The sequence below is a fragment of the Brachyspira murdochii DSM 12563 genome, assembly GCF_000092845.1.
Lineage (GTDB): Bacteria > Spirochaetota > Brachyspiria > Brachyspirales > Brachyspiraceae > Brachyspira > Brachyspira murdochii.
The window spans coordinates 626,655-645,286 of the sequence record NC_014150.1 but is presented as its reverse complement, the minus strand read 5'-3'; the positions used below and the strand labels follow the sequence as shown (position 1 = coordinate 645,286).

At 27.8% G+C, this 18,632-nt stretch carries 14 protein-coding genes; 5 read left to right on the top strand and 9 right to left on the bottom strand.

Annotated elements, in window-relative coordinates; translation table 11 throughout:
- The first annotated feature begins 44 nt into the window (after positions 1-44).
- Positions 45-1,925 (top strand): hypothetical protein, encoded by a 1,881-nt coding sequence (locus tag BMUR_RS02660; protein WP_013113053.1) that lies wholly within the window; start codon positions 45-47, stop codon positions 1,923-1,925.
- A gap of 310 nt (positions 1,926-2,235) precedes the next feature.
- Here the strand turns inward: BMUR_RS02660 and BMUR_RS02655 are convergent, their stop codons facing one another.
- The 4 genes from BMUR_RS02655 to BMUR_RS02640 form a co-directional block, all read right to left on the bottom strand.
- Positions 2,236-4,131, bottom strand: a complete 1,896-nt coding sequence (locus tag BMUR_RS02655) for a tetratricopeptide repeat protein (protein ID WP_013113052.1) — start codon at positions 4,129-4,131, stop codon at positions 2,236-2,238.
- Positions 4,103-4,666: a transcription antitermination factor NusB gene (nusB, locus tag BMUR_RS02650; protein WP_041749972.1), complete on the bottom strand. Its 564-nt coding sequence runs from the start codon at positions 4,664-4,666 to the stop codon at positions 4,103-4,105. The genes BMUR_RS02655 and nusB overlap by 29 nt, the downstream gene beginning before the upstream one ends.
- 196 nt (positions 4,667-4,862) lie before the next feature.
- On the bottom strand, positions 4,863-5,420 hold the full coding sequence (locus BMUR_RS02645) for an adenylate kinase (protein ID WP_013113050.1): 558 nt from the start codon (positions 5,418-5,420) through the stop codon (positions 4,863-4,865).
- 103 nt (positions 5,421-5,523) lie between these two features.
- Positions 5,524-7,122, bottom strand: a complete 1,599-nt coding sequence (locus tag BMUR_RS02640; RefSeq protein WP_041750047.1) for a PEGA domain-containing protein — start codon at positions 7,120-7,122, stop codon at positions 5,524-5,526.
- A 468-nt stretch (positions 7,123-7,590) separates the two neighbouring features.
- Between BMUR_RS02640 and BMUR_RS02635 the strand changes: the two genes are divergently transcribed.
- The gene (locus BMUR_RS02635) at positions 7,591-8,787 is read left to right on the top strand and encodes a pyridoxal phosphate-dependent aminotransferase (protein WP_013113048.1); all 1,197 of its coding nucleotides are present in this window, start codon (positions 7,591-7,593) and stop codon (positions 8,785-8,787) included.
- A 185-nt stretch (positions 8,788-8,972) separates the two neighbouring features.
- Here BMUR_RS02635 and BMUR_RS02630 read toward each other — a convergent pair whose 3' ends face one another.
- From BMUR_RS02630 to BMUR_RS02615, 4 genes are all read right to left on the bottom strand, one after another.
- Complete coding sequence (locus BMUR_RS02630; RefSeq protein ID WP_013113047.1) at positions 8,973-10,424, bottom strand: catalase; 1,452 nt, start codon at positions 10,422-10,424, stop codon at positions 8,973-8,975.
- Between the two features lie 625 nt (positions 10,425-11,049).
- Positions 11,050-12,039: an AAA family ATPase gene (locus BMUR_RS02625; protein WP_013113046.1), complete on the bottom strand. Its 990-nt coding sequence runs from the start codon at positions 12,037-12,039 to the stop codon at positions 11,050-11,052.
- Between the two features lie 9 nt (positions 12,040-12,048).
- Positions 12,049-12,558, bottom strand: coding sequence for a BatD family protein (locus tag BMUR_RS02620; RefSeq protein ID WP_013113045.1), 510 nt, complete (start codon positions 12,556-12,558; stop codon positions 12,049-12,051).
- A gap of 65 nt (positions 12,559-12,623) precedes the next feature.
- On the bottom strand, positions 12,624-13,370 hold the full coding sequence (locus tag BMUR_RS02615; protein ID WP_041749971.1) for a hypothetical protein: 747 nt from the start codon (positions 13,368-13,370) through the stop codon (positions 12,624-12,626).
- 269 nt (positions 13,371-13,639) lie between these two features.
- On the opposite strand from BMUR_RS02615, the gene BMUR_RS02610 reads away from it, so the two are divergent.
- The 3 genes from BMUR_RS02610 (at position 13,640) to BMUR_RS02600 (ending at position 17,390) form a co-directional block, all read left to right on the top strand.
- Complete coding sequence (locus BMUR_RS02610; RefSeq protein ID WP_013113043.1) at positions 13,640-14,953, top strand: MATE family efflux transporter; 1,314 nt, start codon at positions 13,640-13,642, stop codon at positions 14,951-14,953.
- 78 nt (positions 14,954-15,031) lie between these two features.
- Positions 15,032-15,835 carry a 7alpha-hydroxysteroid dehydrogenase gene (gene hdhA, locus BMUR_RS02605; RefSeq protein WP_013113042.1) on the top strand — a complete coding sequence of 268 codons (804 nt, stop codon included), beginning with the start codon at positions 15,032-15,034 and terminating at the stop codon, positions 15,833-15,835.
- A gap of 94 nt (positions 15,836-15,929) precedes the next feature.
- On the top strand, positions 15,930-17,390 hold the full coding sequence (locus tag BMUR_RS02600; RefSeq protein ID WP_013113041.1) for a B12-binding domain-containing radical SAM protein: 1,461 nt from the start codon (positions 15,930-15,932) through the stop codon (positions 17,388-17,390).
- A gap of 83 nt (positions 17,391-17,473) precedes the next feature.
- Here the strand turns inward: BMUR_RS02600 and BMUR_RS02595 are convergent, their stop codons facing one another.
- Positions 17,474-18,463 carry an ABC transporter substrate-binding protein gene (locus BMUR_RS02595; RefSeq protein WP_013113040.1) on the bottom strand — a complete coding sequence of 330 codons (990 nt, stop codon included), beginning with the start codon at positions 18,461-18,463 and terminating at the stop codon, positions 17,474-17,476.
- Between the last annotated feature and the right edge of the window lie 169 nt (positions 18,464-18,632).

Below are 18,632 nucleotides of genomic sequence, written 5' to 3'. Positions count from 1 at the left end.
GACCTGAATATATTATTAAGAAAAATATAAAATAGGAAAGTATTATGATAATATTATTTTATTTAATAACTATATTATTTATAGTTTCATTTGTATATATAATTAAATCTGATAAAGATATTTTTAATATAGCTTTAAATAGTAAAAAAGAAAAATTTATTTTAATATTATTTTGTTTAGCTTCTTCAATATCACAAATTATACTTTTAAATAGCAATTATCCTTATATAGGACATGATTATTCCCAAATAGAGGCTAGGGCTATGAGTATGTTTTTATATTATCAGAATAATGGACTTGATATAGAATGGGCTTCTCCTTTATTTGGAGGCGGGCTTTTAAGTTATGCTAATCCTAATTGGCATCAGTATTCGCCTTTATATTTTCTTACTTTAATTATGCCTTTTTGGTATAGTTATAATGTACTTACTTTTTTGTTTTCTATTATTGGTTTTATATCTGTGTATATTCTTCTTAAAAAAGATTTTAATTTTAATTTTATCAGTTCTTTAACTGGGGCTGTATTTTTTTCCTGCACTGGTTATTATATTTATCATCTTAAAGTAGGGCATTGGACATTTATATATCATCCATTAACTGCATTTATTGTTTTTATATTTTTTTCTAATACTATATCAAAATTAAAGTTTAGTTTTATTATTAGAGTATTTTCTGGTGCTTTTGTATTTTCTGCCATGATATTCGGAGGAGCAATTCACACAATATTTTTCTATACTTGTTTTGTATTATTGGGTGCTGCTGTAATATTTTTTAAACTGGATTTTGATTTTGTAAAAAAATGTATAGCTGTAATACTTTCTGTATTATTATCTTTTGTTTTAAGTTTATCAAGGCTTATTCCTATATTTATTTTGGCTTCAAAAATAGATAGGGGAAGACTTATGGTTGATAATGTTCCTTTTTATAAAGTATTTGAAGTAATTTATTATAATTTAATTTTATCTGTTGTTGGTTTTATAGAGAAGTTATTTTCATTGAATTTATTTTTTAATATCCAATATAGAGGGATATGGGAGAGAGATATATCACTTCCTTTTATGATGCTTCCTATAATTATAGCAATAATTATTATCAATAGAAAAGATATTAAAGAGTATATTATTAATTTAAGTAAATTTGATAAATTAAAAATTATTCTTTTTATTATATGGTTTTATTTGGTTTTTGATATTCATTATGATAATGGTATAATTAATAGTTTATTTCCTTTCTTAAAGAAAATGAATTTAAGATTAAGGATATGTTCTGTATTAATACTTCCTTTTTCTATATTTTTATCTTATCTTTTAAATAAATACAAATTATTTGATAAGAGAAAATTTGCGGCAGTAATGCTTTTATTAAATATATATACGATATTCTTTTTTGTATATAAACATGCGGACAATTTTTATTATGGAGAGCCTTTTAGAAATGTAGATTTAAAAATCGGTATGGAAGTTTGGAATAAAATTAATGATTTAGGAAGTAATAATAATTATAAAATAACAGAAATATCAGAAGAGGGCGAGGGTAAAATATTAGAACAGTTTTTAAGTAATGATTATAATTTGCATTCAAGCAGATTTCCTTATGAACCAATATACGGTTACGGACTTGAAACTTTTGAGTCTAAAGAAGAAGGATCTATTTACAAAACAAATAATAATTATTATAATTTTACTCACCCAAACAGTTTAATATTTTTTGATGATAATTATAAACAGTTTACAGGGTTTAGCTTAGAACAAAAAGATGATTTAGAAAAATTTGCTTCATTTAAAAAAGTAGATTGGAAACTTCCTAAAATATTTTACACGGCTAATGATGTTTCTTTTTATTCGTATATAGCTGTTTCTGTTTTATTGGCTGTAATTATAGTTATAAATTTTATATATTATTTGATACATAGAAAAAAGAATTAATAGATTTGTTAAAAAATTACTTAACAAGGTTAAATATTAAATTATTTAATTTAAAAATTATAAAATACGATGTTTTACATGCTGTAAAATTTATCTTTTCAGTATATAAATATGTAGTCGGCTGTAGCCAAAGGGGACAGCGTCATAAAAGAAGTGCGGGTGTACTTAGCAGTGCTGTTCCACGATTAATAAAGAAAATTAGTTTTGAAACAAGTCTAATATAAAAAATAAGAGGCTTTAATAATGTTTAATAATTATTAAAGCCCATTATTAAAAGATTGTAGGATTAAAATATTTAACCTTATAAAAATCAATTATTATACATAAGTTCTTTTTTTGTCAAAACCTGTCTTAAGCCGTCTTTAGCCTGAGAATCACCTCCGTTATAGCTTAATGCATTTCTGTAGCTTTCTTCTGCATTATCAAGTTCATTCATTCTATAATAACATTTACCCAAAGCTAAATTAATATCAAATAAGTCTCTCTTTGAAGATGCCAAGTTTAAAGCCTCATTATAAGCATATATAGCATCGTTATACTGTAGTCTTCTATAAGAGAAAGCACCATAAAGCATAAAGTTTTCTACACTAGGAGACATTTCCACAAGCTGTCTGTAATAAGCAGCAGCATCATTATAAGAGCGTATCTCTTCCATCATTGCAGCAAGAGTTACCCAAGCATTCTCTCTTACTAATGTTGTATTGTTTTCATCATTTGCTGCTATAAGTAATGACTCTTTTGATTTTTCATAATTTTTAGTTTTATAATAAAGCATTCCGGCTCTGTATATACTTTCTCTATCTTTAGGATATTTTGAAAGTGTATAATTATAGTAATTTAATGCTTCATTAATATTGCCTATGCTTTCATAGTAAATAGCAAGTGTTCTGCTTGGAAAAGCATTCCCAACATCTTCTGCAATAGAATCTTTTAATAATTTGATTCCCCTGTCAGAATTACCGTAATATAATTCCAATTCTCCAAGTCTAGGCATAAATATAGCATTATTAGTTTCTATTTTATATATTTCCTGATAATATTTAAGAGAAGGCATAAAATCTTTTTGTCTGTATGTTATATCGCCAAGTCTTTCTAATGCTGTTTTATAGAGATCATCTTTATTGTCAGCCATTAGAATTTTTTTATAATTAGCCTCTGCCTCTTTAAGCATACTTCCTTTATAGTAAGAGTTGGCAAGAAGTCCTATAGCTTCATAAGTATTAGTATAGTCTTTCATTTTTGTTAATTTTAGATAATATTTAATAGCTCTGTCATATGCATTTTCTTTTTCGTATAATTCACCTAAAGCTAGTATAGTATCAATATCATTGGGATTTTGTTCAAGTATTTGTTCATACACTTTTTTTATACCGTCATAGTCTTCAACCTGTTCGTATATTTTTACAAGTCTTCTTATAGAGTCCGGCTTAGTATCAGAATTAACTAAACTTTTTAAATACATTTCTATAGCACTGTCAGTATCTCCAGATATTACATAAATATCTCCAAGTATTGTAGCAGCTTTATCAGCATATTCGCCTTTGCTTCTTCTTACTAATTTACTTAAAGTATCATAAGCAACACTTTGAAAACCTTCATTAAGTGCTATTAAGCCAACATAAAATAATGCTTCATCGCTTTCTTCTAAAGATAATACTCTTTCATAATATCCTTTTGCCAAACGAGGCAAGTTTCTTTCCATATAAAAACGTCCCAAAGTAAGAAGGCTAGGTATATAATTACTGTTTATAGATAAAGATGTTTCTAATGATGTTAAGGCTTCATCATACATCTCTTTTTCTAAATATGATATTCCTAAATTATGTTTAAGCTTTTCATCTAAATACAATGAATTGGTCATAGTATTAAATATTTTTATAGCATTATCATAATCTTCAGTTTCATTATATATTTGACCAAGCAGTATATTTGCTTCATACTGTTTTTTAGGGTCTATAGTTGTACTTATCTCTTTTTTTAGTATTGATTTAGCTTTATTGTAGTCTTTATTTTTATAATATTCTTTTGCCAAGGTATAATCATCAGCAGACTGATAGTTTAACCTTACTTTACCCTGCATTATTGCTACATTTAATGATATTATAGCTATAAAACCTAAAGCACCTATGCATAATATAAAAACCACCATTTGAAGATTTTTATATTTAGCTAGTCTTCTATTGTATGTCTTCTTCCTGTATACCATCTAAAATCCCATTAACAAATTTATAAGAATCTTTATCGCTAAATATTTTAGCAATTTCGACTGCCTCATCTATTACTACAGATTTAGGTATGTCTTTTAAAAATATTAAAGAATATATTGACATTCTAATAATAGATTTGTCTACATATTGTATTCTCTTTATATCCCAGTTATTAGAATATTTTTCTATTAAGCTGTCTATTCTTTCTAAATTTTTTATAGTTCCTTCAACTAAATTTCTTGTAAATGCAAATATATTTTCAGGTATTTTTTTATCATAATCAAAATCTAAAATATTATTTATACTTATTTTTCTTTCATTAATTTCATAAGAATATAAAGACATTACAGCATATATTCTTGCCTGCCTTCTAGCTCCGTAAGCAGATAAATCTAAATCTTTAATATTTTCTTTATTTTTAGATTTGACTATCATTTTCTTTTTTACTACTTTTCTAGGAGCATTATCTGAAACAGCTTCTTCATTTGTGTTTTCTGTGTTTTCAATATTATTTATCTCTTTTTCTTCAGACATATTTATAAACCTATAAATTAATAATTTTCTTCTATATTTTTTATCTTTTTAAAGATTTTCGGAATATATATTATAAAAATGATTTTGCCTAATATTTTTATTTATTAAAAAAATATCTAAAATTGATGAATATTTTTTTTAATAAAAAAGGCTGCAGTATAAAAAACTACAGCCTTAACGATTAAATAATTATATATTACAGTGAATCTAATTCTTTTTTTATTCTAGCATACACTTCTTCTGGTGTTCCTACACTTTCTATTTTTATTATTTTTGCTTTGCCGTTATAGTAATCAAGCACAGGTTTACTTTGACTTTCAAATACTTTTAATCTATTTTTTATAGTTTCTTCATTATCATCAGCACGTCCTCTTTTTAAAAGTCTGTCTATTATTATCTCTTCAGAAGCAAATATATCTATAACAGCACTGATTTTATAATTTAAGCTGTCAAGTATAGATGATAATTCTTTTGCCTGTTCCATAGTTCTAGGGAATCCGTCAAGCATAAAGCCATTTTTACAATCATCTTTAGTTATTCTAGCTTTAAGCATATCAATAACTAAACTATCTGGTACTAATTCACCTTTGTCCATATATGATTTGGCAGTTTTACCTAGTTCTGTACCATTAGAAATATTTTCTCTTAACATATCGCCTGTAGCAATATGTGCTATAGAATAATCTTTTTCTATTAAAGCAGATTGAGTTCCTTTACCTACGCCGGGAGCTCCTATAAAAATTATATTAAGCATATTACAACTCCTAAAAAGCATTATTATTAGTAGTATAGTAAATAATACATTTTTGTCAAATTTATTTTAAAAAATAATGTTATTTATTATATGATTAATATTGCTACCACCGCCATGAATACATAATATTTGCTCCGCTATATCCTGCATTAAATGATAGTTCCTCTACAGCAAAGTTGCTTTCATTTATCCAAAGCATATAATATATACCTGTAGTTAGGGCAAATGCTCCAGTAAGCACCATTCCAGCTATATATATATTCATAGCAGTATTATAGTTCCTCAAATCTACTTCCGGTCTGTTAAGAGCATTTTGATATTGATTATAATATTTTACCATTGTAGAATCTAATATTTCACCTGCATATACATAAGTACCTATTGAAAATATTGCACTTGCTATAGTTAGTCCGAAAAATATTTTTGTGTTTCTTTCATAATTTTTAAATATTTTATCAGCTAGTGTAGGTTCTTTAAATTTCTTCATATTTGGGGTAAGATTAAGAGAATTGGTGCTGTTTACAGTAAATGTACCATAATAATCTATATAATTTTTATTTGTTATTTTTAGAGAATATGTACCAAACCCAAAATATCTATTTATTACATTTGTTGGAGTTTCCTTTACGCCATTTATAACTACAGAACTAGCCTCTTCTCCCGGTATATTTATCTGTACTCTTGCGGCATTTGTAAGTTCGTCTAATTTGAACTGAAGAAGTATATTTTCATTAGGATTTTCAAATGAAAGCATAGTATCTATAGTTTCATAAGATTCTTTTTTTATAGTAAATCTATGATTATTTGTTGTAAGTGCCGGAACATATAATGTATCGCCGCTTTTTCCTACAAATATATCATCTACATAAACAAAAGAATCCGGAGGGCTTACATCTATGGCTATAATTCCAGTTTTATCTAAATAGCTTATTCTATTTGCTATTTCTAATGCGTAGTTTGGAACCTGTTCATCTATTCTTGCCTCAGGTACAGTCATAGAATATGAATTTATCTTTCTATCTTTTATGTATGCTACATATGTTACTATATTAATATTTGGTCTTTTATATTCAACAGTTCCGAATATTGCTATATCAGAGTTTCTAGTAAATACATATTTTTTTATATCATCTCCGAAATATTCATAATAGTTTTTTCCTATATCTACTTTTTGAATAAAATCATTAGTACCTTTTAATATTACATTAGTGCCGTTATAATCAAATATCATTTCATTAGTCTGAAGTATAAATCCTTTAGTTTCAGGCGTTATTAATTTTACATTGCTGCGTACGTCTCCCCAGTTGGTATAGGTTGTATATTCATAATTTGTAACTATAGTAATATTTGTTCCCTCTTGTCTGCTTGTATATGTTATATTTGTAAATTGAAATACTTTATAGTCATATGCTCTTTCAAAGTCTATTGGAGTAATTGTATAATTTGTTTCGGACTGAAGTCTTATAGTTTTATTATACTCAAGCTGATTGGCTATTGCATCTGCTACAGCAAATGTAATATAATTGTAGTTTGTATTATCTCCTATATTTGTATATATGTAGATATCTATTTTGGCAGTCTCTGTACTTGTATAATATGGTCTTACTTCCTCTATTCTTATTGGTTTTCCTCCAAATGGATAGAGGGATAATGATGAGAATAATAATATTAATAGTAATTTTATAATTTTTTTTCTATACATATATTCCGTTTTAATTTTTATTATTAATTCTATATTAAAAAACATCTTTTATCAATAGCATTTATTTTATAATTTGTTTTTGTAAATATCAATATATTTGTTTCAAAACATGTTTACAGATAACTTTATAGTATATTTTATATTAATTATATAAATAAATATTTTATATGCTGTGTAATTTGTAAATGTGTATTTTTTATTTTGTATGTATCTGAGGCATTTTATATATTTGTAAAATAGGTTGTGTTCTTAAAATATGATTTATACAAATTTTTATTATAGTTTATATTCACTTTATATTTATTATAAAGTTACTAAAATAATTTACATGAAATTTATTAAGATTATAATTTTTTATATATTATAATTTTTTTATTTATTTTTTTGATTAAAATATTGACAATTTTTGTGATTTGATATATCTTTTATTTTTAGATTACTATATATAATAATTATTGGAGAAGTGTTATGGATATATCTAAAAGAATTCAAAGATTAAAAGTTTCGCCTGTTAGAAAATTAAACCCTTATGCAGAAGATGCAGTAAAGAGAGGAATTAAGATTTATCATCTTAATATTGGTCAGCCAGATATAGAAACTCCTAAGATATTTTTTGAAGCTATTTCTAAATATAACGGTACAACCCTTAGATATGAGCATTCAAGAGGATTGGCTTTGCTCATTGATAGAATACAAAAATATTATGAAAAATTAGGTATTCATTATGATGTAGAGGATATAGTTATTACTAGCGGAGGTTCTGAGGCTATATCATTTGCTATGCTTGCCATATTTGATGAGGGTGATGAAATATTAGTTTCAGAGCCTTTGTATGCTAATTATAAAAGTTTCTATGATGTATTTGATATTAAATATAATGCTGTTAGAACTTATGCTGAAGACGGCTTCCATTTGCCTAGCCGTGAGGAGATAGAAAAACATATTACACCTAAAACTAAAGCATTTATGCTTGCTAATCCTTCTAACCCTACTGGTGTTGTATACACTAAAAGAGAGATGGATGATATAGCATACATAGTAAAAAAATATGATTTATTTTTGATAAGCGATGAGGTTTATAGAGAGTTTGTTTACGGAGACAGAACAGCAATTAGTTTTGGAACGTACAAAGACATAGAAGAAAATGTTGTTATAATAGATTCTATATCAAAAAGGTTTTCTGCATGCGGAGCTAGAATAGGATGTCTTATAAGCAAAAATAAAAAATTAATGACAGCAGTATTTAGAGAATGTCAGGCAAGACTTTCTCTTCCTACTTTGGATATGCTTGGAGCTGTTGCTTTGTATGAACTTCCAGATCATTATTTTGATGCGGCTTTAAAAGAGTATGATTACAGAAGAAGAATCATATTTGAAGAGCTTAATAAAATGGAAGGTGTTGTTGCAAGAGAGCCTGAAGGAGCTTTTTATGTACTTGCAAAACTCCCTGTAAAAAATGCTGAAGATTTCATTATATGGCTTTTGAAAGATTTTAATATTAATGGAGAGACTGTTATGTTTGCTCCGGCTGAAGGTTTTTATGCCACTGAAGGCTTGGGTAAAGATGAAGTGAGAATTTCTTATGCTTTAGATTCTAATGATTTGAAAAAAGCTATGAATATATTGAAAGAAGCATTGATTAAATATAAAGAAGTAGAAAAATAAGTATTATTACTTTTTTATAATAAAAATATTGATAACATTAATAAAAGAGGGCTATTTTTTACGGCTCTCTTTTATTATATTTATTATGTTTTATAAATAAAAGCTAATACCTTTATTAAAAAGATATTAGCTGTAATAATAGTTTGATTGTTTTTATATTTTTTAATTGTTATATTAAAAAATTATCATATATCTTTCTCATCAATGCCTAAAGCTTTAAGTACACCCAATCCATAGGCTTTGTCTACATTCATACAATTTTTAATATGTCTTAATTTTACTTCTTTAGTAACACCATTCATATCTCTTGCTGTGTTTTCAAACAATACTTTTTTCTGCTCATCACTCATAAGATTAAATAAAGCTCTTGCATCAGTGTAGTAATCATCATCATCTTCTCTATGATCATATCTGAAAGCATCTCCGTATAATTTTAGAGGAGGTTCTGCATATTCTTTCTGCTCTTTCCATTCTCCATTAGAGTTTGGCTCATAAGGAGTTTTTGCTCCATTATTTGTGTCTACTCTCATATATCCGTCTTTATGAAATGAATGAAACGGACATCTTGGTGCATTAACAGGAATACTTGCATAATTAACACCCAATCTATATCTCTGAGTATCAGTATATGAGAATAGTCTTCCTTGAAGCATTCTATCTGGAGAAAATCCAATTCCCGGAATTATTGTAGATGGGCTGAATGCTGATTGTTCTACCTCGGCAAAGTAGTTTTCAGGATTTTTATTTAATTCTAGCACTCCTACATCAATTAAAGGATATTCTTTCTGAGACCAAGTTTTAGTTAAATCAAAAGGATTTCTCTTACTGGCATTAGCTTGTTCTTCTGTCATTATCTGAATCTTCATATTCCATCTTGGATAATCGCCTCTTTCTATAGCTTCAAATAAATCTTTTTGAGAGCTTTCTCTATCTTTTGCTATTATAGCTGCTGCCTCCTCATCTGTAAGATTTTTGATACCCTGCTGAGTTTTGAAATGGAATTTTACCCAAAATCTTTTATTATCTTTATTTATAAAACTATAAGCATGACTGCTGAAACCATGCATATATCTGTAGCTATAAGGTATTCCTCTGTCGCTCATATCTATTGTTATTTGATGAATGGCTTCAGGTAAAGAAGTTAGAAAATCCCATTTATTTTGAGCACTTCTCATATTTGTTTTAGGATCTCTTTTTACAGCATGGTTTAAATCCGGAAATTTTAAAGGATCTCTGAAATAAAATACTGGAGTATTATTTCCTACCAAGTCCCAGTTTCCTTCTTCTGTATAGAATTTAATTGCAAATCCTCTAATATCTCTCTCAGCATCAGCAGCTCCTCTCTCTCCAGCTACTGTAGAAAATCTTACAAATAAATCAGTTTTCTTTCCAATTTCAGAAAATATTTTTGCTTTAGTATACTGTGTTATATCATGTGTAACTGTAAATGTACCGTATGCACCAGATCCCTTTGCATGCATTCTTCTTTCTGGTATTACCTCTCTGTCAAAATGTGCCATTTTCTCCATAAACCATACATCTTGAAGAAGCATAGGTCCTCTAGGTCCTGCTGTAATTGAGTTTTGATTGTTTTCAACTGGAGCCCCAAATTCAGTTGTTAATTTTTTATCAGACATATTAAAAATCTCCTTATTAGTATTAATTATTAATAAATATATTATACTAAATAATATATATTATTTCAAGGCTTAATTATAATTTTTTTATTATTTTGTATTATAATATGAAACTTTTTTAAGATTTATGCCTCTAATATGTAAAATAGATATATGATTATATAGTTTTGGAGATTTGTGTTAAATTAAAGGCATATGCATTCATTATAAAACTTTTAAAAGTTTTAATATAAAAACAGATAAAACTTATTTAGTGATGATGTTAAGTTTTTAAGAACGCTAAATAATTATATATGTTTTTAATTTTTTATTTATAACGGGAACTTTTTATATATTCATACGTCTAATAAATTAAATAGAGCTGCTTTATAAAATTAAATAATTTTGGAGGTTTATGTTAAATTTTTAAAAAAGGAGGTTATTTTCTGCTTAAGACTTTTAATGATGTAAACTAAATTTCATGATTTTAAAGTGTTATGCATATAAGGCTGCTTTGGACATTTTGGAGGTTTATGGTGGTTCAAAGCGGCTTTAGTTTGTTTTTATTATTTTTAATAAATTCTTAGCTCATAAAAAAGCCTATATAAAATTATTATATAGGCTTTTATTTTTTAATCTGTTTTAATTAAGGTACATTGATATTAGCAAGCAGGTTTTCTATGATCATATCACTGTTAATATTTTCTGCTTGTGCTTCATAAGTTATACTTATTCTATGCCTTAATATTTCATAAGCAACTGCTCTTATATCTTCAGGCATAACAAATCCTCTTCCCTGCATCATGGCATTAGCTTTTGCTGCTTTTGTAAGGTATATTCCAGCCCTTGGAGAGGCACCGTATTCTATATATTCGCTTTGTAATTTATATTCTTTTGGGTTTCTAGTAGCATCTATAATATTAACTATATAATCAATTAATCTTTCTTCTATATGTATTTGATTAGCCAATTTTCTTAATTTTTCTATAGTTTCTATAGTAGTTATTGATTTTAATTCTTCTGGTTTTGAAGAGGACATATTTTTTATAATAGTTTTCTCTTCGCTTTTTGTAGGGTATTTTACTATTACTTTAAGCATAAATCTGTCAACCTGTGCCTCAGGTAATGGATAAGTACCTTCCTGTTCTATAGGGTTTTGAGTTGCAAGTACCAAAAATACATCTGGCAGCTGATAAGTGGTATCACCTATAGTAACCTGATGTTCACCCATAGCTTCTAAGAGTGCTGACTGTACTTTAGCCGGAGAACGGTTTATTTCATCTGCCAATATTATATTTGAAAATATAGGTCCTTGTTTTGGAACAAATGCCGAGTTTTTTATATCGTAAATTTCTGTTCCAACAATATCAGCAGGAAGCAAATCGGGTGTAAACTGTATTCTTTTGTAGCTTGCATCTATAGTGCTTGCCAATGATTTTACAGTTAAAGTTTTAGCAAGACCGGGTACTCCTTCTAATAGTACATGCCCATCACATATAATACCCAAAAGAAGTTTGTCTATCATATTTTCCTGACCGATTATTACTTTTTTTATTTCGCTTTTTATAGCCTGTACAACATCAAGTGCCATTTTTGAAGCTTCAGAAATAGCCTGCAAAGAATTATTTTCTGTCATGTCAACTTCCTATTTTATAGTTTTTTTATTTTCAAATGCTTTTTTATTAAAATTATGCTGTTCTTTTATAAACTTAAATATTAAAAAAGCTATAAGAATAATAACAGCCCATTGCCCTATCATAATTAATATAAACCAAGAACTGAAAACTCTTATATTATATTCTTTAATTAATTGTTCATGAGGCACTAAACTGTTTCCTCTTTCCACATTATAGTATGCAGCTTCTAGTTCAGGTATTTTTAATTTTCCTTTTCTAATGGGCTTTAGTGTATAAGTTATTTTATAATTCATAGTAGGAACTTCATTGTCTTTATGTATAGTTTCCATTTCTATTTCTTTATTAATAACTTCAAAATCGCTTATAGCATTTTCATTTATGCCGGAAGGTTTAAACTTACCAGCATCTCCAGTATAAAGAAGAGAATATTCTATATTTTCCCATTCATACATACTTTTTTTATTAACTTTATCTTCTACTATTACTATAGGGTATAATAGTACATTTGTTATTATCATTATTAAAAAAATATAGTATTTAATCATTGAAGTAGATTATATAAAAACGTAAAAAAAGTCAATACTTATCTTCTCAGCTTATTAAAATCAAAAGTATACGACAACGATACACCTATACCAAAATAAAAACCGCTTGCAAGCTGTTCCAAATAAGGAGTAAAGTTTAATGAAAGACTAGCATCACTGTTAAGTACAAGATAAAGACCCAACCCCAAATGATTAAGATATAAAAATGCACTATTGTAGAAATCATAGGCTATATGATACTCTAAATATATACCGGCAAGAGAAAATCCGAATAAAGCACCCGGATATACTCCTAAAGCCATTTTAAGCCTTAAAGATTCTACTACGCCTCTAGGATCATTAAAATACATAGGAACTTCTAAATTGGCATACATAGTTAAAAAATCTCCTAATCCTATTAAATAATGTATTTGAGGATTAAGACCGAATTTTTGTTTCGATGAACCGGGAAATAATACTTCAACAGCCCCTATAAAACCATTAAAAAACTGAAATCTAGGCATTATTGAAAACTGAGGCTCTCCCTCTACTCCAACGCCCAATTCTGGAAGATACGTCATAGGAAGCACTCTTGCAAATATATCAAAGTTTCTAAATATACCAAAGTTAATCATAATAGGACTTGATAAGGTATATTTTTTAGTACCTATTCTATCATTATTAACATAAATAGTACCGCCCAAACGCAATGCACCTGTCATTCCAGTATACATCTTATATGGAAAAGAATAAGCTAATGCTGATAATACAGACATTAATATAAATATAAAAATTAATTTTCTCATATATTAAAAATCTTCCATAGTATTTATATTCTTATAATACACTTAATACAAAAAAATATCAATAAATAATATTAATAAATAAATTATTATAACTATTAGAAATATAGTATGTTATTAGTCCTAAATTTGACTTTTAAACGGTATATGATATAATATAGTCAAGTTCATCGGAGGACTTATTTGGAAATAAAAAAATACCAAAGGTTGGATAAGATGTCTAATTATTAGATTTCTTTTCCAGCCTTTTATTTTCTGTAAGGGTTTGTTTTATGGATATTCTTAAGACTGATGTAAAAAAAATATTTTTCAAGTATTTATATGCTAGTTTTGGGAGTGCTTTAATAGCTGCAATTTATTCTATAGTGGACGTTGCTATGGTTGGTCAGTATGAGGGTGATAACGGGGCTGCTGCTTTGGCGGTATTTGCTCCTATATGGAATATAATATACAGCATAGGCATGTTATTTGGTATAGGAGGTTCTGTTCTTTTTAGTAAGGCAAGAGGTTCTGGAGATTATAAAAAATCAAATATTTTTTTTACTTCTTCATTCATTGCTTTGTCAATAGTTATATTTATAGTTTGGATTTTATCAATAGTATTTGAAGATAATATACTTTATTTTTTCGGGGCTGATGATGTACTTTTAAGATTAGCTAAAATATATTTTCTTCCTATAAAAATAATTCTTCCTTTATTTTCATTTAGCCAATTTTTTGCTGCATATCTTAGAAATGATAATGCCCCTATGAAGGCAACTATTGCCGTTATGGCTGGCGGGATATTTAATATATTTGGGGATTACTTTTTTGTATTTGTATGCGATATGGGTATATTTGGTGCCGGGCTTGCCACTGCTATAGGACAGGTTATAACTGCTTCAATTTTAATATCTCATCTATTTACAAAAAAGAATACTTTAAAATTTGTAAAAGTAAATAAATTATTTTCATTATCAAAGAATACTGTATCAATAGGTTTTTCAACATTTTTTATAGATATAGCAATGGGAATACTAGCTTTAATGTTTAATAATCAGATAATGAAATATTTTAACTCTTCTGCATTGGCGGTGTACTCTGTTATAATTAATATTAATATATTAGTTCAGTCATCAGCTTATGCAATAGGACAAGCATCACAGCCTATAATATCTGCCAATCTGGGGGCAGGCAATATGAATAGAATAAAATCAGCAGTAAAATATGGTATATTTACAGCCTTAATATTGGCTATAATATCTACTTTATTTACATACTTTAATACTGACTTTTTAATGAAAGCATTTATGAAGCCTTCAGATGAAGCTTTAAGTATGTCAAAAAATATTATGAGAGCCTATTTTATATCATTTTTAATACTTCCATTTAATATATATGCTACATACTATTTTCAGGCTATAATGAAACCAACTGCATCATTTATAATAGCAGTATTAAGAGGGCTTATAATAAGCGGTATTTTAATATTTGTAATGCCTTTAATATTTGTAAGAGAGAGTATATGGTATGTTATGCCTATTACAGAAGTTCTAACTTTCATCGTAACAGCAGTATTTTTCATAAGATATAGAACTTTAAAATAATTATATATTTTATAGAAATAATTATTAAATATAATATAATTATTTAGCATAAACATTATAAAAAGGAGATTTAAGTAAATGAAACTCTTGAATAAAAAAATAGCATTAGTAACATCAGCAACTAGAGGTATAGGTTTAGCATGTTCAAAGAAACTAGCTGAAAATGGAGCAAAGGTTTATTTAGCTGTAAGAAGACTTGATGCGGGTAAAAAGATAGCAGATGAAATTATAAAAAATGGAGGAGAGGCTGATACAGTATATTTTGACGCATCTAAAGAAGAAACTTTTACTTCTATGATTGAAGAGACAGTAAAAAAAGAAAATAGAATAGATATACTAGTTAATAATTTCGGTACTACTGATACTAATAAAGATTTTGATTTAATTAACGGCGATACTGAGGCATTTTTTAATATAGTTAATGAAAACTTAAAAAGTGTTTATCTTCCTTCAAAGGCTGCTGTTAAGCATATGATTAATACCGGAGGAGGAAGCATAATTAATATTTCTTCAGTAGGAGGAATATTTCCAGATATGTCAAGACTAGCATACGGCATATCAAAATCAGCAATCAATTTTCTTACAAAAAATATTGCTGTTCAGTATGCAAGACAAAATATAAGATGCAATGCTGTACTTCCGGGATTTGTTGCAACTGATGCAGCTATGGAAAATATGTCAGAAGATTTTTTTAAATTGTTTTTGAAAAATGTTCCATTAAACAGACCAGCAGAGCCTGAAGATATTGCTAATGCAGTACTTTTCTTTGCAAGCGATTATTCATCATTTATAACAGGAGAAACTATGCCTGTAGCTGGAGGATTTGGACTTCCTTCACCTATGTACAGTCAGTATATGGATATGGGCGGAAAGAAAGGATAATATTTTTTACATTATAAACTTATTTACATTTTTACTTATTAAAGTATAATAATTTTTTAATATTTAGTAATTTAGTAAAAAGGCAAATTAATTTATGAGTAATAAAATAAATAATATATATATAGGCTATCCTCCATTTGAAAGTGACAGAGGAGTGGCATTATTGTCCCAAAACAGACAGTTTCAATGGTTTAAAAGCCCTACATATATTTATCCTGTAGTGCCTGCAACTGCAGCAACTATGATAAAAAATGCAGGTTATGAAGTTGACTTTGTTGATGCCATTGCTAGAAATATGACAATAGAACAATGGTATAAATATTTAGATGAGAAAACACCTGATTTATTATTCTTTGAGGTAAAAACTCCAGTTATATATAAGGCTTGGAAAATAGTTAATGACTTGAAAGCTAAATACCCAAATATGATAGTGGTTATTGCAGGAGACCATGTTACTGCTATGCCGGAAGAGACTATGAATAACTGCAAAGTTGATTATTTGCTTACAGGCGGTGATTATGATTTTCTTCTTTTGAATTTAATAGAATATCTTAATGGAAAAGCACAGTTAGAAAAAGGCATATACTACAGAGAAAATAATAATATAAAAAATACAGGATTTTTTGAATTAAGACATGATTTAAAAAGTCTTCCGTTTATAGACAGAGATTTAACTCAGTGGCAGAGGTATGCCTATGATAATGGCAACTTTAAAAGAATACCGGGTACATATATAATGGCTGGAAGGGACTGCTGGCATCATAGATGCACTTTCTGTTCTTGGACTGGCATATATACAAATTTCCGTGCTAGAACTGCTGAAAATGTTGTTGATGAGGTGGAGTTTCTTTATAACAAATACAATATTAGAGAGATAATGGACGATACAGGCTGTTTTCCAGTAAAAAAATGGCTTAATGATTTTTGCAATTTTATGATAGATAAAAAGCTTAATAAAAAAGTTAATATAGACTGCAATATGCGTTTCGGAGCATGCAATGAAGATGAGTACAGACTTATGAAAAAGGCTGGATTTAGATTTTTATTATTTGGTTTGGAATCGGCAAGTCAAAATACATTAGACAGGCTTAAAAAAGGAAATAAGGTTGAAGAAATCCTTCCATCTTGTAAAGCAGCTTCCGATGCAGGACTTTCTCCTCATGTAACTGTAATGCTTGGCTATCCTTGGGAAACTGAAGAGGATATTGAAAAAACTTATGAGCTTACTAAAAAACTTCTTCTTAAAGGATATGCCAAAACTATGCAGGCTACGATTATAATTCCTTATCCGGGAACAGAGTTATTTAATCAATGCAAAAAAGAAAATTGGCTTACTACAGAAAATTGGGAAGATTATGATATGCGTAAAGCTATAATGAAAACTGATGTAGGAGAAGATAAAATAAAAGAATGGGTACAAAAACTTTATAATTTGAGTTTTACTCCCCAGTTTTTGATGCATAAGGTATTATCTATAAGAGATTTGGACGATATTAAATATTATTTAAGAGCTTTCAAAAAAGTATCATCTGGACACTTAAAAGACTTTGCTTAATAGTTTTTTATTTTTATAAAATAAACACCTGCAGCATTAAACTGCAGGTTTAGTGTTATGTAGTATCTAAAATGTAAGTTGTTTTAATTCATATATATATCATTAGGTATAGTAAGTCCCAATCTATTTATCATATTTGTATTTACAACGAAATTGTAGCTGTCAACTGTTTCAAGAGGTATGTTTTTTATATCTTTAATTCCTTCCAAAACTTCTATTGCTTTTTTAGCAGTAAGAACTCCCATATCATAATAATCAACCGAATATGTTACAGTACCGCCTATTTTTGTCATTCCAGCATCAGCACATATAACTGGAAGTTTTTCGCTTTCTTCTATCATAGCCACATTTGCCATACTATTTGCTATAATATTATCAGTAGGTGAAAATATAGCATCGACTTTATCGGCAGCACTTATCATCATCTGCTGTATTTCATTTGCATTTGCAACAGTCAAGTCTATATATTCAAGTCCTAATGAATCTAATTTTTCTTTTGCTAATTTTATCTGATATAATGAATTAATTTCGCTTGAGCAGTATAAAAGTCCTATTTTTTTGGCATTAGGAAGTAGTGTATGCATGAGTTCTATTTGTTTTTCTATAGGAGGAAGATTTATGGTGCCTGTTACATTTACATTAGGTTTATTAAGATTGGTTACCAATTTTGCACCTATTGGATCGCCTATGCCCGAAGCTATTATTGGTATGTCTTTGGTGAGATTTACAGCCGACTGAGCTGCTGGAGTGCCTATTGCTATTATGATATCGCTTTTATCATTAACAAACTTTTGTGCTATAGTATTACAATTTGCCTGCTCTCCCTGAGCATTTTTATAGTCTATTACTATTTTTTTACTTCTGTTATTATAGTATTTATTAAGTTCATCTTCTATTCCCTTATATATCAAATCTAATGCATCATGCTCTATCATCTGGCTTATACCTATCTTTACTACCTTATCATTTGATGCGTTTGTCTTTTTATCATTTTCATGCCTGCTTATACCGAATGCTCCTACTAATACGAATACTGCTATTAATATAAAAATTATAATATGATTTTTTTTCATTGTTATTTCCTTTATTAAAATGTTCAAGTATATAATTACTTTATGTAGTAATATTACTATATAAAGTAATATTTGTCAATACTGCTTATAGTAATTTTTTTATTTTTATAATTTTTTATTGATATATTATAAAATTATTATATGATTATTATATTATAATAAAGCAGGC

Coding starts and splice junctions, on each gene's coding strand:
- BMUR_RS02660 (WP_013113053.1), top strand. CDS start 45: ATGATAATATTATTTTATTTAATAACTATATTATTTATAGTTTCATTT.
- BMUR_RS02655 (WP_013113052.1), bottom strand. CDS start 4,131: ATGGTATACAGGAAGAAGACATACAATAGAAGACTAGCTAAATATAAA.
- nusB (WP_041749972.1), bottom strand. CDS start 4,666: ATGTCTGAAGAAAAAGAGATAAATAATATTGAAAACACAGAAAACACA.
- BMUR_RS02645 (WP_013113050.1), bottom strand. CDS start 5,420: ATGCTTAATATAATTTTTATAGGAGCTCCCGGCGTAGGTAAAGGAACT.
- BMUR_RS02640 (WP_041750047.1), bottom strand. CDS start 7,122: ATGTATAGAAAAAAAATTATAAAATTACTATTAATATTATTATTCTCA.
- BMUR_RS02635 (WP_013113048.1), top strand. CDS start 7,591: ATGGATATATCTAAAAGAATTCAAAGATTAAAAGTTTCGCCTGTTAGA.
- BMUR_RS02630 (WP_013113047.1), bottom strand. CDS start 10,424: ATGTCTGATAAAAAATTAACAACTGAATTTGGGGCTCCAGTTGAAAAC.
- BMUR_RS02625 (WP_013113046.1), bottom strand. CDS start 12,039: ATGACAGAAAATAATTCTTTGCAGGCTATTTCTGAAGCTTCAAAAATG.
- BMUR_RS02620 (WP_013113045.1), bottom strand. CDS start 12,558: ATGATAATAACAAATGTACTATTATACCCTATAGTAATAGTAGAAGAT.
- BMUR_RS02615 (WP_041749971.1), bottom strand. CDS start 13,370: ATGAGAAAATTAATTTTTATATTTATATTAATGTCTGTATTATCAGCA.
- BMUR_RS02610 (WP_013113043.1), top strand. CDS start 13,640: ATGGATATTCTTAAGACTGATGTAAAAAAAATATTTTTCAAGTATTTA.
- hdhA (WP_013113042.1), top strand. CDS start 15,032: ATGAAACTCTTGAATAAAAAAATAGCATTAGTAACATCAGCAACTAGA.
- BMUR_RS02600 (WP_013113041.1), top strand. CDS start 15,930: ATGAGTAATAAAATAAATAATATATATATAGGCTATCCTCCATTTGAA.
- BMUR_RS02595 (WP_013113040.1), bottom strand. CDS start 18,463: ATGAAAAAAAATCATATTATAATTTTTATATTAATAGCAGTATTCGTA.